This is a genomic window from Frateuria sp. (assembly GCF_035695185.1).
Lineage (GTDB): Bacteria > Pseudomonadota > Gammaproteobacteria > Xanthomonadales > Rhodanobacteraceae > Frateuria_A.
The window spans coordinates 1-20,068 of the sequence record NZ_DASSES010000065.1 but is presented as its reverse complement, the minus strand read 5'-3'; the positions used below and the strand labels follow the sequence as shown (position 1 = coordinate 20,068).

The 20,068-nt window shown below is 69.3% G+C and carries 21 protein-coding genes; 8 read left to right on the top strand and 13 right to left on the bottom strand.

Annotated features, from left to right (window positions below; all coding sequences use genetic code 11):
- Positions 1–64 precede the first annotated feature (64 nt).
- Positions 65–937, top strand: a complete 873-nt coding sequence (gene sucD, locus VFH59_RS04770) for a succinate--CoA ligase subunit alpha (RefSeq protein ID WP_325163740.1) — start codon at positions 65–67, stop codon at positions 935–937.
- A gap of 263 nt (positions 938–1,200) precedes the next feature.
- Complete coding sequence (locus tag VFH59_RS04765) at positions 1,201–2,817, top strand: NAD+ synthase (protein WP_325163739.1); 1,617 nt, start codon at positions 1,201–1,203, stop codon at positions 2,815–2,817.
- Between the two features lie 205 nt (positions 2,818–3,022).
- On the opposite strand, the gene VFH59_RS04760 is transcribed toward VFH59_RS04765, so the two are convergent.
- On the bottom strand, positions 3,023–3,850 hold the full coding sequence (locus tag VFH59_RS04760) for an outer membrane protein assembly factor BamD (protein WP_325163738.1): 828 nt from the start codon (positions 3,848–3,850) through the stop codon (positions 3,023–3,025).
- Between the two features lie 68 nt (positions 3,851–3,918).
- Between VFH59_RS04760 and rluD the strand changes: the two genes are divergently transcribed.
- Together rluD and pgeF are read left to right on the top strand one after the other, a co-directional pair.
- Positions 3,919–4,887 carry a 23S rRNA pseudouridine(1911/1915/1917) synthase RluD gene (gene rluD, locus VFH59_RS04755; RefSeq protein ID WP_325163737.1) on the top strand — a complete coding sequence of 323 codons (969 nt, stop codon included), beginning with the start codon at positions 3,919–3,921 and terminating at the stop codon, positions 4,885–4,887.
- Positions 4,888–5,008: 121 nt separating this feature from the next.
- Positions 5,009–5,752, top strand: a complete 744-nt coding sequence (gene pgeF, locus VFH59_RS04750) for a peptidoglycan editing factor PgeF (RefSeq protein ID WP_325163736.1) — start codon at positions 5,009–5,011, stop codon at positions 5,750–5,752.
- A 73-nt stretch (positions 5,753–5,825) separates the two neighbouring features.
- Here pgeF and VFH59_RS04745 read toward each other — a convergent pair whose 3' ends face one another.
- Both VFH59_RS04745 and VFH59_RS04740 read right to left on the bottom strand, forming a co-directional pair.
- Positions 5,826–7,601 (bottom strand): acyl-CoA dehydrogenase C-terminal domain-containing protein, encoded by a 1,776-nt coding sequence (locus VFH59_RS04745; RefSeq protein ID WP_325163735.1) that lies wholly within the window; start codon positions 7,599–7,601, stop codon positions 5,826–5,828.
- 63 nt (positions 7,602–7,664) lie between these two features.
- Positions 7,665–8,144, bottom strand: a complete 480-nt coding sequence (locus VFH59_RS04740) for a hypothetical protein (protein ID WP_325163734.1) — start codon at positions 8,142–8,144, stop codon at positions 7,665–7,667.
- A gap of 159 nt (positions 8,145–8,303) precedes the next feature.
- On the opposite strand from VFH59_RS04740, the gene VFH59_RS04735 reads away from it, so the two are divergent.
- Both VFH59_RS04735 and VFH59_RS04730 read left to right on the top strand, forming a co-directional pair.
- Positions 8,304–8,771, top strand: coding sequence for an SET domain-containing protein (locus VFH59_RS04735; protein ID WP_325163733.1), 468 nt, complete (start codon positions 8,304–8,306; stop codon positions 8,769–8,771).
- 112 nt (positions 8,772–8,883) lie between these two features.
- On the top strand, positions 8,884–9,432 hold the full coding sequence (locus VFH59_RS04730; protein ID WP_325163732.1) for a type 1 glutamine amidotransferase domain-containing protein: 549 nt from the start codon (positions 8,884–8,886) through the stop codon (positions 9,430–9,432).
- Between the two features lie 83 nt (positions 9,433–9,515).
- On the opposite strand, the gene fusA is transcribed toward VFH59_RS04730, so the two are convergent.
- Positions 9,516–11,555 carry an elongation factor G gene (fusA, locus tag VFH59_RS04725; RefSeq protein ID WP_325163731.1) on the bottom strand — a complete coding sequence of 680 codons (2,040 nt, stop codon included), beginning with the start codon at positions 11,553–11,555 and terminating at the stop codon, positions 9,516–9,518.
- A gap of 249 nt (positions 11,556–11,804) precedes the next feature.
- Here fusA and VFH59_RS04720 point away from each other — a divergent pair, with 249 nt between their 5' ends.
- Complete coding sequence (locus VFH59_RS04720) at positions 11,805–12,815, top strand: hypothetical protein (protein WP_325163730.1); 1,011 nt, start codon at positions 11,805–11,807, stop codon at positions 12,813–12,815.
- A gap of 84 nt (positions 12,816–12,899) precedes the next feature.
- The gene (locus tag VFH59_RS04715) at positions 12,900–14,792 is read left to right on the top strand and encodes a hypothetical protein (protein ID WP_325163729.1); all 1,893 of its coding nucleotides are present in this window, start codon (positions 12,900–12,902) and stop codon (positions 14,790–14,792) included.
- A gap of 81 nt (positions 14,793–14,873) precedes the next feature.
- Here the strand turns inward: VFH59_RS04715 and VFH59_RS04710 are convergent, their stop codons facing one another.
- From VFH59_RS04710 to VFH59_RS04670, 9 genes are all read right to left on the bottom strand, one after another.
- A complete protein-coding gene (locus VFH59_RS04710; RefSeq protein ID WP_325163728.1) occupies positions 14,874–15,383 on the bottom strand; it encodes a GNAT family N-acetyltransferase in 510 nt (169 codons plus the stop codon).
- Between the two features lie 177 nt (positions 15,384–15,560).
- Positions 15,561–15,899, bottom strand: coding sequence for a TfoX/Sxy family protein (locus VFH59_RS04705; protein WP_325163727.1), 339 nt, complete (start codon positions 15,897–15,899; stop codon positions 15,561–15,563).
- Positions 15,900–15,960: 61 nt separating this feature from the next.
- Positions 15,961–16,455, bottom strand: a complete 495-nt coding sequence (locus VFH59_RS04700; protein WP_325163726.1) for a hypothetical protein — start codon at positions 16,453–16,455, stop codon at positions 15,961–15,963.
- Positions 16,452–16,838, bottom strand: a complete 387-nt coding sequence (locus VFH59_RS04695; RefSeq protein WP_325163725.1) for a VOC family protein — start codon at positions 16,836–16,838, stop codon at positions 16,452–16,454. Before VFH59_RS04695 ends, VFH59_RS04700 begins: the two co-directional genes overlap by 4 nt.
- Before the next feature lie 77 nt (positions 16,839–16,915).
- Entirely contained in the window at positions 16,916–17,419 is a 504-nt protein-coding gene (locus VFH59_RS04690) for a hypothetical protein (protein WP_325163724.1), read from the bottom strand.
- 185 nt (positions 17,420–17,604) lie between these two features.
- Positions 17,605–17,946: a nucleotide pyrophosphohydrolase gene (locus VFH59_RS04685; protein ID WP_325163723.1), complete on the bottom strand. Its 342-nt coding sequence runs from the start codon at positions 17,944–17,946 to the stop codon at positions 17,605–17,607.
- Positions 17,947–18,082: 136 nt separating this feature from the next.
- Positions 18,083–18,481: a DUF4087 domain-containing protein gene (locus VFH59_RS04680; protein ID WP_325163722.1), complete on the bottom strand. Its 399-nt coding sequence runs from the start codon at positions 18,479–18,481 to the stop codon at positions 18,083–18,085.
- A 75-nt stretch (positions 18,482–18,556) separates the two neighbouring features.
- On the bottom strand, positions 18,557–18,973 hold the full coding sequence (locus tag VFH59_RS04675) for a GIY-YIG nuclease family protein (protein ID WP_325163721.1): 417 nt from the start codon (positions 18,971–18,973) through the stop codon (positions 18,557–18,559).
- An 81-nt stretch (positions 18,974–19,054) separates the two neighbouring features.
- Positions 19,055–19,438 carry a 2OG-Fe(II) oxygenase gene (locus VFH59_RS04670; protein ID WP_325163720.1) on the bottom strand — a complete coding sequence of 128 codons (384 nt, stop codon included), beginning with the start codon at positions 19,436–19,438 and terminating at the stop codon, positions 19,055–19,057.
- Positions 19,439–20,068 lie beyond the last annotated feature (630 nt).

The window sequence follows — 20,068 nt, the reverse complement described above, 5'->3', positions numbered from 1 at the left end:
GCCGACGATCTCAACGACGCGGCGCAGAAAGCCGTGGCCGCCGCGAAGTGAGGAGCGAGAAAGCATGAGCGTTCTGGTCAACAAGAACACCAAGGTGCTGGTGCAGGGCTTCACCGGCCAGCAGGGCACCTTCCACGCCGAACAGGCGATCGACTACGGCACCAAGATCGTCGGCGGTGTGACCCCCGGCAAGGGCGGTTCCGAGCACATCGGCCTGCCGGTCTTCAATTCGATGGACGAAGCGGTCGCCGAGACCGGCGCCGATGCGTCGGTCATCTTCGTGCCGCCGCCGTTCGCGGCCGACTCCATCCTCGAGGCGATCGACGCGGGCATCCGCGTGATCGTGGCGATCACCGAGGGCATCCCGGTGCTGGACATGCTGCGCGTCAAGAACGTGCTGGCGCAGCATCCGGAGACCGTGCTGATCGGACCGAACTGCCCCGGCATCATCACCCCGGGCGAGTGCAAGATCGGCATCATGCCGGGCCACATCCACCAGCCGGGCAAGGTCGGCATCGTCTCGCGTTCGGGCACGCTGACCTATGAGGCGGTGTTCCAGACCACCAACGAGGGTCTGGGCCAGTCGACCTGCATCGGCATCGGCGGCGACCCGATCAACGGCCTGAACTTCATCGACTGCCTGAAGCTGTTCCAGGACGACCCGCAGACCGAGGGCATCATCATGGTCGGCGAGATCGGCGGCAGCGCCGAGGAAGACGCGGCCGAGTTCATCGGCGAGTACGTGACCAAGCCGGTGGTGTCCTTCATCGCCGGTGCGTCGGCCCCTCCGGGCAAGCGCATGGGCCATGCCGGCGCGATCATCTCCGGCGGCAAGGGCACCGCGGCGGCCAAGTTCGCGGCGCTGGAGAAGGCGGGCGTGACGACCGTGAAGTCGCCGGCCGACCTGGGCAAGACGCTGGCGAAGCTGATGAAGTAAGCGCGCGCATCTGCGTACGGCAAAAGGCCACGCGGAAGCGTGGCCTTTTGTTTTTCAGCTCCCTTTCCCCTCCGGGGTGAGGGGCCGGGGCTCGCGGGGAAAGGCTGCCCGCGCCTGGAAAGTAGAGCCGATGCCCTTGCGAAGCTTCCCCGCAAAGCGACCCCTCACCCCAGCCCCTTCCCCGGAGGGGAGAGAGAGCCAGCGTTGGCGCTCCGGACACCCGCCCCCACTATCATGGGCGATCCCCACGACCACGCCCGCCCATGAGTGCCCAACTCCGCCTCGCCCTGGCCCAGTTCGACTTCCCCGTCGGCGCCGTCGCCGCCAACACCACGAAGATCCGCGAACTGATGACCGGGGCGCATGCCGGCGGCGCCGACCTGGTGGTGTTCCCGGAGCTGGCGATCAGCGGCTACCCGCCCGAGGACCTGCTGATCCGCCCCAGCTTCCTGCAGGCCTGCAACGAGGCGATCGCCACGCTGGCCGCCGGCACCGACGGCCTTGCCGCACTGGTCGGCTTCCCGCACAGCGAAGGCGAGGTCTACAACGCCGCGGCGCTGCTGCGCGAAGGCCGCATCGAATGCATCGCGCACAAACAGGCACTCCCCAACTACGGCGTATTCGACGACAAGCGTTATTTCCGTCCCGGTCACGCCAGCGCCACCGGCATGGTCAACGGCGTGCGCGTGGGTTTCCTGGTCTGCGAGGACCTCTGGGAGCCCGAGCCCGCGGCGCAGGCCGCCCGGGCGGGCGCGGAGCTGATCGTGGTGATCAACGCCTCGCCCTGGGACGACGCCAAGCAGGGCATGCGCGAGGCGCTGCTGACCGCGCGCGCGAAGGAAACCGGCTGCGCCATCGTCTACCTCAACCTGGTCGGTGGCCAGGACGAGGTGGTCTACGACGGCGCCTCGATGCTGGTCAACGGCGACGGCACTATCGCCGCCCGCGCGCCCGCCTTCGTCGATGCCTTGCTGTGGGCCACGTTCGACCCGGCCAGCCGTACGCTGGTGCCGGACGAATGGCCGGTCGCCGCCGACACCCGTCCCGAGGCGGTCCTCTACGCCGCGCTCGTCCGTGGCATCCGCGACTACATCGACAAGAACGGGTTCCCCGGCGTGCTGCTGGGACTGTCCGGCGGCATCGATTCGGCGCTGACCCTGGCGCTGGCGGTCGACGCCCTGGGCGCCGACCGCGTCACGGCCGTGATGCTGCCCACCCGCTACACCTCCAGACTCTCGCTGGACGGCGCGCGCGAGCAGGCCGAGCGCCTGGGCGTGGCCTACCACGTGATCGACATCGAGCCGACCTACCAGAGCTTCCTCGCGGCGCTCGCGCCCGCCTTCGCCGGCAGGACCGCGGACACCACCGAGGAAAACCTGCAGTCGCGCACCCGCGGCGTGATGCTGATGGGCCTGTCCAACAAGCACCATCAACTGCTGCTGGCGACCGGCAACAAGAGCGAGATGGCCGTCGGCTACGCCACGCTCTACGGCGACATGTGCGGGGCCTACGCGCCGCTCAAGGACGTCTACAAGACGGTGGTGTACCGGCTCTCGCGCTGGCGCAACGAGGCCGGCTGGGTGATCCCGCCGGCGGTCATCGACCGTCCGCCCTCGGCCGAGCTGCGCGAGGACCAGACCGACCAGGATTCGCTGCCGCCCTACGACGTGCTCGACGCGATCCTGCAACGCTTCATCGAAGGCGAGCAGTCCCAGGCCGAGATCGCCGCCGCCGGCTTCGACCCGGACACCGTACGCCGCGTGGCCGGCCTGGTGTTGCGCAACGAGTTCAAGCGCCGCCAGGCGGCGCCCGGTCCGCGCGTTACCACCCGCGCATTCGGCCGCGAGCGCCGCTACCCCATCACCTCCGGCTGGAAGTGAGCCGCGGGAGCGCACCCGTGCGCGACCGCCCTCGCGCATGGTCGCGCGCGGGTGCGCTGCTGCAAGAGGTCGCGAGGGGAGTCCGGAACTGCCATGGCTGACATGCCACTGCGCAGCATGGCATGGAGCGGCCTGCAGGAGGCCCTTGGGCGCGGCCACCATTCATCCCGGCGAAAAAAAGCCGGCGATGCGCCGGCCTTTTTCCTCAATGATGCCCCGAGAACGGGATCAGCTTGCGTAGCGTGGACGGCGAGTGCGGCCACTTCGGATCGGTCAGATACGGATGATCCGGATAGTTCAGCGCCAGCACCTTGCGCACGTTCTCGGCCTGTTGCTTCTGGTCCAGCGCCAGGTAGCTGCGCGCGAGGATGGCCAGCGCATCGCCGGTCTGCGGCGCCTGCTGGTAGTGCTCGATGACGTACTGCGCGCGGTCGGCCGAGGCCACGTACGCCTGGTTGCGCAGGTAGAATTCCGCGACGTTGATCTCGTACTGCGCCAGGATGTTGCGCAGGAAGATCATCCGCTGGCGCGCATCGGCCGTGTAGGCGCTGTCCGGGAAGCGGCGGGCCAGCTCGGCGAAGTCGTCGAACGCCTGCAGGTTGTAGGCCTGGTCGCGGCGCGCCTGCGAACCCTGGCGCGAGACGAAGCGCTCGATGAAGCCGTTGGTGCGACTGAAATTGATCAGGCCGCGCAGGTAGTAGGCATAATCGACGTGCTTCTGGGTCGGGTAGGTCTTGATGAAGCGGTTGATCGTCGAGTACGCGTCGTCCGGCTGGTTGTCCTTGTACTGCGAGTAGGCCAGCTCCAGCTGCGCCTGCTCGTTGTAGTCGCCGGACGGGAAGCGCGCGATCAGGCGCTGGTAGTCCCGGGTCGAGGCGGCGTAGTCGCCGCTCATCAGGTCGTTGTGGGCCGTGGCGTAGAGCTTCTCCACCGGCATGGTGTCGATGGTCTCGCGCTTGTGGCCGAACATCGAGCAGGCGCCCAGGGACAGCCCGAGGACCAGCACGGCGAGCAGTTTGAAGAATACGCGCATTGGGAAACTTGTATGAATGTGATCGTGGGGATGATAGCCCAAACCGCCGGCCACCCGCGGAGGGCGGCATGACCGTCATCCGGCACGAGGCCGAGGTCCCGCTGTCGGCGGCAGGCAGGCGCTTCGACCAGGCGCTGGCCGAGATGTTCCCGGACTACTCGCGCTCGCGCCTGGCCGGCTGGATCAAGGCCGGCGCGGTGACGCTGGATGGCGGCGTGGCGCCGCCGCGCCAGCTGCTGCGCGGCGGCGAGCAGGTGCGTCTGGAAGCCGAGCTGGCCAACGAGGTGGAGAGCGCGCCCGAGGCCATCGACCTGGCCATCGTGCACGAGGACGACCACCTGCTGGTGCTGGACAAGCCGGCCGGGCTGGTGGTCCACCCGGGCGCCGGCAATCCGACCGGCACGCTGCTCAACGCCTTGCTGCACCACGACCCGACGCTGGCCGAACTGCCGCGCGCCGGCATCGTGCACCGGCTGGACAAGGACACCTCCGGCCTGATGGTCGTGGCCCGGTCGCTCGCCGCGCATACCGCGCTGGTGGAGATGCTTTCGCGCCATGCGGTGGAGCGGCAGTACGAGGCGGTGGTGTTCGGCACGCTGGTCGCCGGCGGCACCGTCGATGCGCCGATCGGCCGGCACATGGGCGACCGCCTGCGGCAGGCCGTGCGCGACGAGGAGGACGGCAAGCACGCGGTGACCCACTACCGCCTGCGCGAGCGATTCCGCGCGCACAGCCTGATCCAGTGCAACCTGGAGACCGGCCGCACGCACCAGATCCGCGTGCACCTGGCGCACATCCACCATCCGCTGGTCGGCGACCCGTTGTACGGCGGCAGCCTGCGCCTGCCCAAGGGCGCGACGCCGGAACTGGTGGCCGCCCTGCGCGGTTTCCGCCGGCAGGCCCTGCATGCCGAACGGCTCGCCTTCGATCACCCGGTGACGGGCGAGGCGATGGCGTTCGAGGCGAAGCGGCCGGCCGACCAGGAGGCCCTGATCGGCGCGCTGCGCGCCGACGCCGCCAGCCACGGCGAACCATAGTTTTCCCTGCAGGCGCGCACCCGTGCACGACCGGGGCGCTTGCGTCGGTACGCCCGTGCGGGACATCCCGAGCGAAGCGGAGGGCGCGCTATGCTTGGCGCTCCCCGTGACGGCCATCCCCATGACCGAACCCTGGATTCTCCCCGACTGGCCCGCGCCGCGCGGCGTGCACGCGGCGGTGACCACCCGCCACGGCCCCGGCATCTCGACCGGTCCCTACGCGCGCTTCAACCTGGGCCTGCGCAGCGGCGATGCTGCCGAGGCCGTGGCGAGCAACCGGGATGCCCTGCACCACGCTCTCGACTTGCCGTCCGCGCCCCGCTGGCTGCGCCAGGTGCACGGCACCACGGTGGCGCAACTGGGCCCGCTCGCCGGTGAGGAGGAGCCGCAGGCGGACGCCGCGGTCGCCCACCTGCCCGGGACGGCGCTGGCGATCCTGACGGCGGACTGCCTGCCGGTGCTCTTCTGCAGCGAAGACGGCGCGCGCATCGGCGCCGCCCACGCCGGCTGGCGCGGGCTGGCCGCCGGCGTGCTGGAGGCGACGATCGCGGCCATGGGCATGGCGCCGGCCCGCCTGATGGCCTGGCTCGGGCCCTGCATCGGGGCGGCGTCCTATGAAGTGGGCGCGGACGTACGCACCGCCTTCGTCGCCCACGACCCGGAGGCATCCGGCTGCTTCGTCGCCACGCGCCCCGGCCACTGGCACTGCGACCTGGCGGGCCTGGCGCGACGGAAGCTCGCCGCGGCGGGCGTGGCGGGCATCCATGGCGGCGGCTTCGACACGCATGCCGACCCGCGCTTCTATTCCTACCGGCGCGACGGCGCCAGCAGCGGACGCTTCGCCAGCCTGATCTGGCGCGATTGAACCCGGCGCCGGGTGGGGCTTCGGCCCCCCCGCTGGCGCATAGCGGGGCGGGCCGAAGCCGGGCCATCGCCGGTCAGCCGACCGCTGGCAGGCTCGCCACCCCGGCCTCGATCGCCGCGCGATGCATTTCGCAGCGCGGCAGCATCCGCGCGAAATAGAACCGCGCGGTGTCCCGCTTGGCCTGCTTGAACGCTTCGGGCTGCGTGCTTGCCTCGACCGCCGCGACGCTGCGCGCCCACATGAAGGCCAGGGCGACGTAACCGGAGTAGTACAGGTAGTCGACCGCCGCCGCGCCCAGCTCCTCCGGATTGGCCTGCGCACGCTCGGCCAGCGCCATCGTCAGCGCCTGCCACTCCTTCGCGGCCTTGGCCAGCGGCGCGACGAACCCGGCCAGTGCCGCATGGCCCGCCTGCTGCTGGCAGAACGCGCCGATCTCCTCGAGGAAATGGCGGAAGCCGGCACCCTTCAGCTGCATGATCTTGCGGCCCAGCAGGTCCATCGCCTGGATGCCGGTGGTGCCCTCGTACAGCGTGATGATGCGGGCGTCGCGCACGAACTGCTCCACGCCGTTCTCGGTGATGTAGCCGTGCCCGCCATAGACCTGCACGGCTTCCTTGACGCTTTCCTGCGCCAGTTCGGTGAGCACGCCCTTGACGATCGGGATCAGGAACGCGACCAGCTCGCCGGCCTTCTCCCGCGCGGCCTGGTCGGTGCCACGCTCCTCGATGTCCAGCTGCAGCGCCGCATAGAGCATCAGCGCACGGCCGCCCTCGACGATGGCGCGCTGGGTCAGCAGCATGCGCCGCACGTCCGGATGCACCACCAGCGGATCGGCCGGCCTGTCGGGTTGGACCGGGCCGCTCAGCGCACGGCCCTGCAGGCGTTCGCGGGCGTAGTCGAGGCTGTTCTGCAGCGCGCGCTCGGCCAGGCCGATGCCCTGCACGCCGACCGCCAGCCGCGCGGCATTCATCATGGTGAACATGCCGAACAGGCCCTTGTGCGGCTGGCCGACCAGCCAGCCCTCGGCACCGTCGAAATTCATCACGCAGGTGGGTGAGGCGTGGATGCCCATCTTGTGCTCGATCGCGCCGGCGGCGACCGCGTTGCGCTCGCCCATCGCACCGTCACGCGCCACCTTGAACTTCGGCACCACGAACAGCGAGATGCCGCGGCTGCCGGCCGGCGCATCGGGCAGGCGCGCCAGCACCAGGTGCACGATGTTGTCGGTCAGGTCGTGCTCGCCGGCGGTGATGAAGATCTTGGTGCCGGTGATCCGGTAGCTGCCATCGGCCGCGGGTTCGGCGCGCGTCTTCAGCAGCCCCAGGTCGGAGCCGGCCTGTGGCTCGGTCAGGCACATGCTGCCGCACCAGCGGCCCTCGACCATCGGCTTGAGGAACACCTCCTTCTGCCAGTCGTCGCCGTGCAGCTGCAATGCATGGGCCGCGCCCTGGCTGAGCAACGGGTAGTTGCCCCAGGCCAGATTGGCCGAATCGAGCATCTCCTTCATCGCCACGCCGATCACTTCGGGCAGCGCCTGGCCGCCCATCGCTTCGGGCATGGTCAGGCCGGCCCAGCCGCCTTCGACGTAGGTGCGATAGGCCTCCTTGAAGCCCTTGGGCGTGGTCACCGTGGCGGTGGCCTTGTCGAAGTGGCAGCCCTCGGCGTCGGCCGGGGCGTTGAGCGGGGCGAGCACCTGTTCGTTGAAGCGCGCGGCTTCCTCCAGCACGGCATCGAGCAGGTCGCGGGTATGGCCTTCGCCGCCGGCCAGCGGGGTCAGCGTCGCTTCCGCCGCGAACAGGTCGTGCAGCACGAAGCGCATGTCGTCGAGCGGGGCCTTGTAGATCGTCATCGGTGTTTCCTCGGAAAACGTGGGGCGGGCTCCAGCCCGTCGTCGCGGTGCGTTACAGGGAGATCAGCGCCAGGTGTTGGCGACGCCCGGCACGGGCGAGAGCCAGTCCTTGCCGGAGAAGTCGAACTCGCGCGGCGCCTTCTCCTGCGCCGGCTTGGCGCGCACGCTGCCGGAGAGGGTGTACGGCAGGGCGCCGGCGCTGCCCTTGGCCGCGCTGGCCGCCAGTGCCTTGCCCATGGCCGCGGTCGGCAGCACGTCGATCCGCACCGAGTCGCCGGCAAAGGCGGGGATGTCACGCTCGAAGCTGCCATGGACGCGCACCGGCACGCTGTCGGCCATCGCCAGTTGCGCGTCGAGCGCGGAGAAATCCATGCCGTCGTAGCTGTTGTTCTGGATGCGCACGGTCAGCCGCCAGGTGCCGCCCGGCTGCAGTTCGAGCTGCTGGATGCTCACGGTGGGCGGGAACACGCTCTTGCGGGGCGGGCCGCAGGCCACCAGGCCCAGCGCGAGCGACAGCGGGACGATCCAGCGCAGGAAACGCATCGTGGGGCTCTCCAAACGATCGTTCGAATTCGTGATTCTAACCACAGCCGGCCGCCGCGCGTCAGCCGCCGCGCCAAGCGGACGCCACCGGCGGCCGGGTTTCCCGGTGCGCGGCGAACAGGCATCATCAGCGTCTTTCGCACCCAGGTTGCCCAACGCATGCCACGCCGCTACGTCGCCCGCCGCTCCCCCATCCACGGCAATGGCGTGTTCGCCACCGCGCCGATCAGGAAGGGCGAGGAGATCGTCGAATACAAGGGCACGCTGATGACCCACGCCGAGGCCGACGCGATGTACGGCGACGGCGGCGAGACCGGCCACACCTTCCTGTTCACGCTCAACGACGACTACATCATCGACGCCAACCGCAAGGGCAACACCGCGCGATGGATCAACCACAGCTGCGCACCCAACTGCCGCGCCGTGGTGGAGGAGAACGCGAGCGGGAATCCACGCAAGGACCGGGTCCTGATCGAGGCGATCCGCGACATCAAGCCCGGCGAGGAACTGACCTACGACTACGGCATCGTGCTGGACGTGCCCTACACCGCACGGCTGAAGAAGCTGTGGCAATGCCTGTGCGGGTCGCCCAACTGCAGCGGGACGCTGCTCAAGCCCAAGCGCTGAACCGCCGCGCCGGCCGGGACCGGTCGGCCCTAACGGCCGGATGACATGCGCAAGACGCCTTGCGCATGCGCCACGCGCCATCCTCCCCGCTTCTTTCGCAGGAGGAACGCCCATGTCGCCATCGAAGAAGCTCAACGGCCGCTCCATTGCCGTGCTCGCCACCGACGGTTTCGAGTACTCCGAACTGACCGAGCCCAAGCGCCTGCTGGAGGAGGCCGGCGCCGACGTGCAGGTGGTCGCGCCGGGCGATGCCAGGGAGATCAAGGGCTGGAAAGGTGGCGACTGGGCCGGCAGCGTGCCGGTGGACATGAAGCTGGAGGAGGTCGATGCGGCCGACTTCGACGCACTGGTGCTGCCCGGCGGCGTGATCAATCCGGACAAGCTGCGCACGCAGCCGGCCGCGGTGGCACTGGTGCAGGCGTTCGCCAAGGCCGGCAAGACGGTGGCGGCGATCTGCCACGGGCCGTGGACGCTGATCAACGCGGGGCAGGTCGACGGGCGCAAGGTGACCTCGTGGCCGTCGTTGCGGCAGGACCTGGAGAATGCCGGCGCGAAGTGGGAAGACCGCGAGGTGGTGCGCGACGGCAACCTGATCACCAGCCGCAAGCCGGACGACATTCCGGCGTTCGCCGAGGCGGTGATCGAGGCGCTGGCGGCGTAGCTTCCGGGGTTCTCGATCGGGCATCCGCGCGAGCCCCTGCCGCTCACCCAACCCTCTCCCCGGCGGGGAGAGGGAGCGAAGGGTCAGTCCTCCTCGGCGTGCGGCTTCCAGGCCTCGCTCAGCTGCTTCTGCACCGGCGGGGGCACCGGCTCGTAGTGGGAGAGGTCCAGGCTGAAGCGCCCCTGCCCGCCGGTCATCGCCCTCAGTTCGGTGGGGTAGTCGGTCAGCTCGGCCAACGGCGCCTGGGCGTGGATCAGCAACTCGCCACCACGCTGCGTGTCGGTGCCCATGATGCGCGCGCGCTTGGCCGAAAGGCTGCCGGTGACGTCGCCGACGCTGGCCTCGGGAATGGCCACCTCGACGTCCACGATCGGCTCCAGCACGATCGGCCGCGCCTTGCCCACCGCGTCCATGAACGCCTTGCGGCCGGCGCTGACGAATGCCACCTCCTTCGAATCGACCGGGTGGTACTTGCCGTCGTACACGGTCACGCGCAGGTCCTGCATCGGGTAGCCGGCGATCGCGCCGCCGTCCATCGCCTGCCGCACGCCCTTCTCGATCGCCGGCAGGAACTGGTTGGGAATCACCCCGCCCTTGACCTCGTCGATGAATTCGAAGCCGGCGCCGCGATCGAGGGGTTCGACCCGCAGGAATACCTCGCCGAACTGCCCGGCGCCGCCGGTCTGCTTCTTGTGCCGGTGATGGCCGTCCGCGTGCGCGGCGATGGTCTCGCGGTAGGCGATGCGCGGTGGATGCGTATCGACCTCCACGCCGTAGCGCTCGCGCATGCGCTCGAGCATCACTTTCAGGTGCAGCTCGGACAGCCCGCGCACCACCGTTTCGTTGAGTTCCTTGTGGTGTTCCATGCGCAGGCACGGATCCTCCTCGGCCAGCCGCGCCAGCGCCTGCGACAGCTTCTGCTCCTGGCCCTTGTGCCGGGGCGTGAGCGCCAGGCCGAACATCGGCTGCGGGTAGGCCATCGGCGCCAGGTGGATGCCGTCCTCCTCGTGCGAGTCGTGCAGCACGGCGTCGAAGTGGATCTCCTCCACCTTGGCCACCGCGGCGATGTCGCCGGGGATCGCCTGCTCGATCTCCACGTGCGCCCGGCCGTTGAGGCGGAACAGGTGACCGACCTTGAACGCCTTGCGCGAGCCGTCCACGAACAGCTGCGAGTCGCGCCGGATCGTGCCCTGCCACACGCGGAACACGCCGAGCTTGCCGACGAACGGATCGTTGATGATCTTGAACACGTCGGCGATCACGTGCTTCGACGGGTCCCCGTCGACCGTGACCGCCTCGCCCTGGCCGTTGACGAAGGGTGGCGGATTGCCTTCGGCTGGGCAGGGCAGCAGGCGCCCGGCCAGCTCCAGGAACTCGGCCACGCCCACCCCGGTGCGCGCGCTGACGAAGCAGATCGGCACCAGGTGCCCTTCGCGCAGGCATTGTTCGAACGCATCGTGCAGTTGTTCTCGGGTCAATGCACCCTCGCCCTGGTCGAGGTAGGCGCCCATGGTGGCCTCGTTGATCTCCACCACCTGGTCGAGGATCTGCCGGTGCGCCGCGGGCAGCGAAGAAAAGTCGGTCTCTCCCTCGTCGTGGAAGAAGCAGTCCAGCACCTGCGTGCCGCCCTGCGCGGGCAGGTTCACCGGCAGGCACTCCGGCCCGAACTCGTCGCGCAGCGTGTCGACCAGCATCGACAGCCGCGCGCCCTCGGTGTCGATCTTGTTGACCACCAGCACGCGTGCCAGGCCACGCTCGCGCGCCCGCTCCATCATGCGCCGCGTGCCGTGCTCGACGCCGTTGGTGGCGTTGACCACGATCGCCACCGTCTCCACCGCGGCGAAGACTGCAAGCGTGCCACCACGGAAGTCCGCGTAGCCGGCGGTGTCGATCAGGTTGATGTGGCAGCCGTCGCGGTCGATGCCTGCGATGGCGCTGTCGATCGAATGCCCGCGCGCCTTCTCCTGCGCGTCGGTGTCCGACTGGGTGCTGCCGCGCTCGACCGACCCCGGCGTCTGGATGACGCCGCCGGCGTGCAGCAAGGCCTCGAACAAGGTGGTCTTGCCGGTGCCGGCGTGGCCGGCGAGCGCGATGTTGCGGATGTTTTCCGTGCTGTACGACACGAGACGTCCCTCCTCTGGCAAGGCGCGGGACTCGCATCGGCATGAACGGCGCCGCACGAGGCCGCGCATGGCGGCTGACGATGGCGGGCCGTCATGGTCGTCCTCAGGCGCGCGGGGCGCGGGTGGGGCGGTCATGGCGGGGTGCGGCGGGTGCCGCCTGTGTAGCCTTGTGCCATCCGCCCGCGCGGTCAAGTCGCAGTGCGGGCGGGAACCCCCGAAAGACGTGACGGTCTTGCGAAGGCGGGCACGGTGAACGCCCGCGTCCCGCGCAGGAGCCTTTCCATCGTTTCCCCGCCGCAAGTCGAACCGCATCGCTGGAAACCCCCTTCGTCGCGTCCCGGGCTGGCGCCGCTGGACGAGGACACGCGGGCACGGCTGCGTGCGTGGCGCGAGCGGACGCCGCCGCGCGAACCCTGGCGCTCCCGCCTCGCGCTCGCCATGGTGCTGGTGCTGCATGGGCTGTTCGCCCTCGTCGTGTGGTGGGAGATGCAGCCGCGGCCGGTGCGCGAGGTTGTCCACACGCAACCGGGTGGCGCCCTGCAGGTGCGCCTGATCGCGTTGCCCCGCGCGCCGTCACGCACGCCGCCCGCGGTGCCGGCGCCGCCATCGCCGCCACCGCGGGCGCGCCCGGTGCACGAACCGCTCCGGCCGGCGGCGCTGACCGCCAGCCTTCCGGCCGCCGCCGCGTCGACCCCGTCCGCCCCGCCACGCCTGTACGACCGCACCGGCCAGCCCCTGCTGCCTGCCCGCGCGGCGACCACCGCGACGCCGGAGCCGGGCTACATCCAGCGCATGCCGCAAGGGGACACGCAAGTCATGCAGCACGACAGCCCGGTCAGGTACCGGGCCACGCGCTTCGAGGAATACTTTCCGCCGCCGGACGAAACCATCGCCGGCCAGGGCGTGCGCCGCGCCCTCAGGGCGACCCACACCGGCGAGTCGAAGTCGGTCGACCTGGGCCACGGCATCCACCTCAAGTGCAAGACGCTGCTCGGCATCCCCACGCCCGACTGCACCATGCCGCCGGCACCCCCTTCGAGGAAGGACGGCGACGAGCGCCTGAACATGGCCCCGGCCCCGCTGGCGAAGGAACTGGCGCCACCGGCGCGCAAGCTGTCCGCATGCATCGCCCTCTACCGCGCCGGCAAGCCGCTGCCTCACGGCTGTCCGATCGATACGCCGGCGCGTGCGGTCGATGCGGAGTGTGCCGAGGCACGGCAGGCCGGCAAGCCGTTGCCGTCGCACTGTCGCAAGCCCTGACGCTTCCGCGGCGGCACCCGCGCCGCGGGTTCGGCAAGCTTCACGGTGCCGCGGCGTAGCCACCCCGCAAGCTACACTTTCGACATGCCCCTGCCACCCGCGGACAAGCCGAGCGACTCGCCCGCCAACGCGCGCCCGGTGGTCATGCTTCGCTCGCCGCGCGAGGCCGCCTCGCAAGCCATCGTCTACCGTCGCCGCCGTGCCGAGCGTCCGCGCGACCGCGGCCTGCGCATCGCCGGCCTGGCCGGCACGCTGCTGGTCCATCTGCTGGTGCTGTTCGGCGCCATCCTCGGACCCGCCTACGACCTGCAGGAACCCGAGCTCAAAAGCACCCCGCTGCAGGTGCGCCTGATCGAAAAGCCCGAGCCGCCACCCCCGCCGCCGGTACGCGGCACGCCGCCGAAGCGGGTCGGCCCGCGCCACCGTGGCAACACGCGCGCGGCGGCCACCGCGCCCACCGAACGCGCGACCGCGCTGCCCGCCCCGGTTCCGGCCCGACCGGAAACCCCGGTCATCACGGTCACTGCGCCCAAGGCGACCATCAAGATCGCCGCGCCCCCTCCGCCGCGCACCCTGCCGCGCCCGCAGCCGACGCCGGACCTGGCACCCGTGCCGCTGGCCGGCACGCCGCCGCGGATCAACCTCGACACGCCCCCGGCGGTGCGTCCGGTGCCGCCGAAGTTTCAGCCCGAAGCCGTGCGCAAGCCGCAGCCCGAGGGCACCCGGCCGATGCCCAGTCCGCCGTCGCTGGCGATGCCGGCGGTGCCCGCCCAGGCCGCGCCGCCGGTCGCGGCGCCGAGCATCGCGCTCGAGCAGGTCGCCCCGCCGAAGGCGCAGCTGCCCGGCGCGGTGGAGCTGGTCCGCCCGCAGCCGCCGGCCGCTCCGGCCACGCCGCAGGTCGAGCCGATCCCGCTGCCGGCCCAACCCGCGCCGAGCATCGACCTGGCGCCGCAGGTCAGCACGCCCACGCCGCTGGTGCCGCGCGAACGCCCGCGCGTGCAGGCGCCCAGCATCCAGCTCGCCGAGCCGCAACTCTCGGCCGTGCCGCTGGAGACCACCGCCGCGCCTCCCGCGCCGCAACCGGCCGCACCCGCCATCGAGGTGCCCCGGCCCGCCTTGCCGGCCGCCTCGCCCATCCTGAGCCGCCCGCAAGTGGCTGCCGCGACTTCGGCCGAACCCTCGCCGAGCGAAGCCGCAGCGCCCACCGCCCCCAGTGGGGAAACGGCCAGCGCTACTGCGCAGGAGAACACGCCCGCCAGCGCTCCCGAGGCCACCCCGCAAGGCCGCGACACCGGTACCCCGGGCGCCCGCGAAGGCGCCCCGGAAACCGCGAACGCCGCCGGCGCTCCCGCGCCGCAGCCGGGGCAGGCCAAGGGCCAGGGCCAGGGCAGGCAGGGCAAGGCCCAGCCGGGTGCGGCCGAAGGCGCCACGCATGGCAGGCTCGGCAGCTACATCCAGCTCAAGCCGCACGGCGATACCCAGGTCATGGACCACCGCGCGCCCGACATCGGCTACCGGCCCACCCGCTTCGAGGACGACTGGGCGCCGCAGAACGAGAGCTCCATCGACACGGCGCTGCGCCACGCCGTCGAGAAGACCACCGTAAAGCACACCTTCCACCTGCCACGCGGCGTGCGGATCAACTGCAAGGTCAGTCCGCTGCTCCCGATCGCACTGTTCGGCTGCGGCGGCGACCCGCCGGCCAAACCCACCTCGGACCCGACGCTCTACAAGCGCCTGGACCTGGCCCCGGCCAAACCGCTCGACCCCACCGCATCGGCGAGCGCGGCGAAAGCCGCCTCCGCCCCGGCGCCGGCCGCGCCGGTCAAGCTGGACAACGCCGCGCAGTGCGCCGCCGCACGCGTCACCGGCGGCCCCTTGCCGCCCGGCTGTCCGGGCGAAAGCCAGGCGCCGCCGCGGACACTGCCGCCGCCGGCAGGCAGTTCCTGGGTGCCCGCGAGCGACCAGTTCCACTGAGGCAGGCACGCGCCGCGGTGCGGCGCACGCCACGGCATCGCATCAGGCCCGGTCGCCGGCCTGCGCCTGCCCGCCGAGCGATCAGCCGGCCGGCCGCGGGATCAGATAGACATCCCGCTCCAGCCCGTCGGGAAACGACCGCCTGCCGCAGGGCTGGCCGCCAAGCCGCCCGGCAAGGGCGCGCGCCGGTCCATTGGCGTCGTGCATGTAGGTTTCCACCGTGGGCCAGCCGAACGCGTCGTAGGCGTGGCGCACCGCGGCGCGCGAGGCCTCGTACGCCAGCCCGCGGCCGCGTGCCTCCGGCAGCAGCCACCAGGTCAGTTCGCGCGGCCAGCCGCGGCCTTGCCAGAACCCGCAGGCGCCGATGATCTGGCCTTCTTCGCGCAGGCGCAGTGCCCACACACCGAAGCCCTGCAGGTGCCAGCTCCCCAGGTCGCTGGCCAAGCGCGCCCACGCCGCGCCCGGGGTCAACGGGCCGCCGTAGGCGCGCGACGCCTCGGCGTCGGTGTAGAAGCGCTGGTAGGCCGCGTCGCAGGAAGCGTCCGGCGGCAGCAGGAGCAGGCGTTCGGTGGTCAGCGTGGGGATCGGCACGGAGGGCGTTTCTTCCTGGGATGGTGCGCCGGGCCACGCGCCATGGGGCATGCCGAGGGCGGAGGCGCAGCGCCGGCCAGTGTCCCCCATTCCCCCGGGTTGCTCCAGGGTGCGACGCCCGCAGCCAGGGTTGGGGCCTGCTCCGGCGCCGGCCTGCGCGCTATCCGTACCCGCGACCTACTTGCGGGTGGTCCGCTTCGGCGCCTTGGCCTTCGGCTCGGGCATGGCCCGGGTCGTCGCGAGCAACAGCGCGTGCAGTCGATCCGCATCGTCGAGCAGTTCGTCGGCCACCGGATAGGGCTTGGCGCCGGGGTAGGGTGGTCGTCGCGGGAGGCTCGCCGTCAGTGCCCCGGTGGCGTCCGCTGCCTTCACGAACAGGCTGTTGTCGCAGGCGAAGGCGACGATTTTTCCGTCGACGTAGAGCCCGAACTCCCCGAACATCCGCTTGAAGGTGATGCGTTCGCCCAGCCCCGATTGCTCGGTGACGTACTCGACGAAAGACAGTTCGGTGGCCATGGATACGGTTCCCTGATGTGCACATGGGGCGCCCTTCAACGAGCGACCGGCAGCGCGCCGGTCAGCCCGGACGTGGCGCGTCGGGACAACTCGCCTGCAACTGCTGCTCCAGGCCGTCAAAGGCGAGGACGACGGTCTGCCCACTCGCTGGATCCTGCCATGTGATCATCCGGCCGCGCCAGGCGGGAAACTGCCGGACAGCCGCCGCGTAGCTGGCCTTGAGGCGCTCCAGCGCTGCGGGAAAGCGGCAGGCGCAAGTCGCGGGCGGTGAAGAGGCCGCGCATCGGCCGACGGCTTGCGCCACCTCGCCGATGTCACGGTTGACCCGCGTGGCGGCTGCCAACTCGTGGGGGCTGCGGATCGCGATGAGCGCCGTGCCGGCCCATGCGCAGGAGGCGGAGAGCAGGAGGATGCCGCCAATGAGCCTTCGGATCGCCATCTGCTGTTCGCTTCCCGGTGGATTGTCCGCCACGGGCCGCCGGGTCCGGTTGAGGCCAGGCGGCGCCCCGAACCCGGCCGGAACACCCCTGCGATGCGCGGCCGGCTCAATGATCATGGGTCCGCAGCGCTGACCATGACGTAGTAGCCATCGGGGTCGCGAAGGGCGAACTCCATGGTGCCCGTGCCGGGACCGAGGCCCGGCTCCTCCTCCAGTGCCGGGACGAGGTCCCGCGCCCGGGCCAGGGTGGCCCCGAAATCGTCCACGCGGAAGAACAGCAGGAGCCCGTTGCCGGGCGTGGCGGGTTCGGGACTGGCCAGCGTCGGATGATCATGGGCGCCCCACTGATGCAGGCACAGCAGGACGGTCCCGTCCTCATCCAGGACCTGTCCGAAGTAGCTGTGCGCCGGGGCCGTGGCGGGCTGCCCGAACAGCGACTGATACCAGCCCAGGCTGCGGGCGACGTCGGCGACGCCGATGATCGTCCAGGTGCGTCTCATGGTTCCCCTCCCAGCCAGGTGGACGGCGCTGCCTCCTGCGGCAGCACGTTGCGGAGCACGCAAGGCCACCGCTGCCGCTACGCAGGGCGTCGCGCCGCCCCGGGCGACAGCCGGCCGTCCGGCCCCGTGATGGCGCGACTGGTGAAGGCGACGATGGGCCCGGCAAACAGGAACATGTGGGACAGCAGGTCGAGGGTGCTGGCCAACGGCGCGAACGTGACCGGCCGGGGATAGGCCGACAACGGCAGCACAACCAGGCGCATCGCCAGGAAGACGCCCAGGCCAAACAGCACGGCACACAGCAGCCGCGACCGCAGCAGGGCGGGCTTCCATGCGGCCAGCCCGGCGAACACGGCCGCCCAGCCGACCGCAAGCGTGAAGTGGCAGAGGACACCGAGCGCCGCGCTGGCGTTGCCGCCCGCATACGCGGAGCTGCCCAGCAGCCCGCTGGCGATGGTCTGGAAGACCCGCACCACCGGCACGCCGTTGTAGCCGGCAAAAGAAACGGCAAAGAGCAGATCCAGCGCGCCCCCCAGGAGGCCGCCCATGAGTACTGCTGTCGCAACATGCCGGTAGGTCATGCGTTTCTCCCGGGTTGGCGCCCTGACCAAGCGGCGATAAAGCGTTCATTGAACCAGAAGATCATCCGTGCCGGCCGACCTGGCTCATGCGTGGCAGGGGCGAAGGCGTGGCCCCTGATTCATTCCGCATGCGCTGGTACCGCGTGACGCCACTGCACTCGGTTCACTGCCGAAGCCGCTGACCGTCAGGCGGCTGGCGGTTGCTTGCCGAGTTCGCCAGACACATAGGCAACAAGCCCCTCCGTATTCCGGACAAACTCCGCCTGCAAGTCGATCCCGCACTTGTTCGCCAGGACGATGATCGACCACAAGCAGTCCGACAGCTCGTGGCCTAGTTTGGCGTTGCAATCGTCGATGTCCCGGATGCCGGCGTGCGCCTGGACGAGCTTTGCCAGGTCACCTACGTCGCCCACGAAGCCGAGCGCAAGTTCTTCTGTGCTCCAGATGCGGCCCCACTTCTTGATCTCGAGCGCTTCGTAGAGCTCGTTCAGCCGTAGTGCCGCCTTTTCGATATCCCGGAAGTCCATGCTATGCCGCCCAGACGCTGGAATTAATTGACGCGCGGTTGCGCACGCGCGGACGAGGGGTTGGCGCGGTTTACAAACCAGCGACGGAAGCAAGTACGGCGACAGCGGTGTGGCTGCAGGTTTCGCTTCATTACGCCTAAGGTTGCCCGTTGGAGGGATCGCCCAAGGGTTCCTTCAGCGCGCGATCCCTTCGGCATGCACCAAGTGGACGCGCCCTGGCGGACAGGATGCTGACGACCCGGCCCGTGTCCGCATCCACGACTGCCTTGATGCAGGCACATCCGTAGCCGTGCAGCCCGTTGACCGGCACCCATTGCGAGTCTTCGAACTGAGGCCAATCACCTGCCGCCTCATAGCTTCCCTGGATGGCAATCGCCCACTCCCTATCCCGATCCCGGAGCGACGCGTTGCCTGGAGTCGAATTGTCGAACCAGCCGCATCTGGTCTGCGGCTTCGCAGCCACTGCTGCATAACAGCCGCTGGCGAGCAGCCATAGCGCAATGGTCATCAGCAAGGTCGCTTTACGAGTGTGCATGAGCCGTTTGAGTGTTGGTTGCTGGGGATGACGCTGGAGTTGAGCGGGGGCGAAGCCATCCGCCTTGAACGACTGTCAGCACCTGTTCCAGGCAGGACGAAACTTTTGAATGAAAGCCTTCTCCTCGACATCGGCCAATGAAATGTCATGCTCGCCGAATAGCATGACTACAGCGGCCCGCCTCGACCACAGCTCATAACGTTTGCCGCTCGCTATGCCTGCGCAAATACGCGCCGCATGAGCTGAGCCCGTCGTACTGCCGCCTCTGAAGCCGCCGACATGTTGGCGGCAACGCTCATGGAGCGTTTTCCCGGCCTTGCCGATGTAAACGACCCTGGCCGCGCTCTCGCTCATTTCAAGCCAGATATAGACCCATCCGTGGCCTACGGGCTCCATGGCCAACGCAAAGTGCGGCCCGCGCTTGGTATTTAGAACCACGTCCCCTGCTTTTGAAAAGCCCAGGCTGGACAGGGATTGAACGAGTTCCTTCACGCGACCTTATCCTAACCCTTCGACGTGAGCGGCACTTTGGCCTGGCACAGCAAGCTCAAAGACGTCCGCTCGATGGAGGTGTTAGCTGCCATTCTGCCGGAGCACCCACCCGAGAGAAAGCACATAGCGGCTCCCGCCGACGACTCGAGTAACGCTGTGCTCGCACGCATCCGGGCGAAAGAGCTTGATCCGGCGAGTCGCAAAGATCGGGCTGGAGCAAACGAACTCGCCTCCTGACCTTGGCGACTTCAGCACCAGATTCAGCCGATAGTGCCGCCCCTGCTGCACCGGATCAGTGTGAGGAGGAACCTCAGACCCCTCCGGATAACGAATGAGGTAGCTGTCAAAGGAAAGCGGCCAAAGGCCCGCCAGCAGAAGCATCTTGTCGTACCCGGTACCCTGCCGGCCTTTTTGCCAACGGAAGGCTTGCTTTACGTAGGCTCGAATGGCAGCAAGTATGCTCATGGCAGCTAACGTTGGAATTGAGCGGCGGCGGAGTCGTCCGCCTTGAACGAATTGTTAGCGCGACCCACGAAACACCATAGCGATCATGGTGATTAAAAAAGAAGTAGACAGGACTAGCCCAATATCGAACGAATATTTTAGGAAAACGTTGTACCACCGCGACCTTTCGTCGTTGCTCAACAGACCCAAGTAGCATTCAACGTAGCGCTGCCGTCGGAATAGAATGCCTGCTTTCCGCACTTTGATCTGAGCATCGCTGATGCGAAGGAGGACGACGAAAACATACAGGACCCCGAACAAGGCTGCATATGAAGCCATGATGGACCACATAAAAATAAAGAGAGTAGTCATGGGCGCTAACGTGAAGGTGACCGGCACGTTGCGGCAAGGGGCCGCACGGTGCACGATTTCCAATGGCGCCGTGCGGCCCCTTGCCGCAACGTGTCCGAGTCGACCGACCTGTTAGACCTCGGGGACGAGAACCTCCACTTACTGAACATAGCCTCGCCTCGCATTCACCGCGTACTGCCGCAGTTCGGCCTCCAGATTGACCGCCTTCAGGTACCTATTGATGACGTCCTCTACACGTTCAGGGTAGTAGGAATGAATGTGGCCCACGCCGTGCAGCCC

Bases quoted from the DNA above. Each gene is read 5' to 3' on its own strand.
- sucD (WP_325163740.1), top strand. From the start codon at position 65: ATGAGCGTTCTGGTCAACAAGAACACCAAGGTGCTGGTGCAGGGCTTC.
- VFH59_RS04765 (WP_325163739.1), top strand. From the start codon at position 1,201: ATGAGTGCCCAACTCCGCCTCGCCCTGGCCCAGTTCGACTTCCCCGTC.
- VFH59_RS04760 (WP_325163738.1), bottom strand. From the start codon at position 3,850: ATGCGCGTATTCTTCAAACTGCTCGCCGTGCTGGTCCTCGGGCTGTCC.
- rluD (WP_325163737.1), top strand. From the start codon at position 3,919: ATGACCGTCATCCGGCACGAGGCCGAGGTCCCGCTGTCGGCGGCAGGC.
- pgeF (WP_325163736.1), top strand. From the start codon at position 5,009: ATGACCGAACCCTGGATTCTCCCCGACTGGCCCGCGCCGCGCGGCGTG.
- VFH59_RS04745 (WP_325163735.1), bottom strand. From the start codon at position 7,601: ATGACGATCTACAAGGCCCCGCTCGACGACATGCGCTTCGTGCTGCAC.
- VFH59_RS04740 (WP_325163734.1), bottom strand. From the start codon at position 8,144: ATGCGTTTCCTGCGCTGGATCGTCCCGCTGTCGCTCGCGCTGGGCCTG.
- VFH59_RS04735 (WP_325163733.1), top strand. From the start codon at position 8,304: ATGCCACGCCGCTACGTCGCCCGCCGCTCCCCCATCCACGGCAATGGC.
- VFH59_RS04730 (WP_325163732.1), top strand. From the start codon at position 8,884: ATGTCGCCATCGAAGAAGCTCAACGGCCGCTCCATTGCCGTGCTCGCC.
- VFH59_RS04715 (WP_325163729.1), top strand. From the start codon at position 12,900: ATGCCCCTGCCACCCGCGGACAAGCCGAGCGACTCGCCCGCCAACGCG.
- VFH59_RS04705 (WP_325163727.1), bottom strand. From the start codon at position 15,899: ATGGCCACCGAACTGTCTTTCGTCGAGTACGTCACCGAGCAATCGGGG.
- VFH59_RS04700 (WP_325163726.1), bottom strand. From the start codon at position 16,455: ATGATCATTGAGCCGGCCGCGCATCGCAGGGGTGTTCCGGCCGGGTTC.
- VFH59_RS04695 (WP_325163725.1), bottom strand. From the start codon at position 16,838: ATGAGACGCACCTGGACGATCATCGGCGTCGCCGACGTCGCCCGCAGC.
- VFH59_RS04690 (WP_325163724.1), bottom strand. From the start codon at position 17,419: ATGACCTACCGGCATGTTGCGACAGCAGTACTCATGGGCGGCCTCCTG.
- VFH59_RS04685 (WP_325163723.1), bottom strand. From the start codon at position 17,946: ATGGACTTCCGGGATATCGAAAAGGCGGCACTACGGCTGAACGAGCTC.
- VFH59_RS04680 (WP_325163722.1), bottom strand. From the start codon at position 18,481: ATGCACACTCGTAAAGCGACCTTGCTGATGACCATTGCGCTATGGCTG.
- VFH59_RS04670 (WP_325163720.1), bottom strand. From the start codon at position 19,438: ATGAGCATACTTGCTGCCATTCGAGCCTACGTAAAGCAAGCCTTCCGT.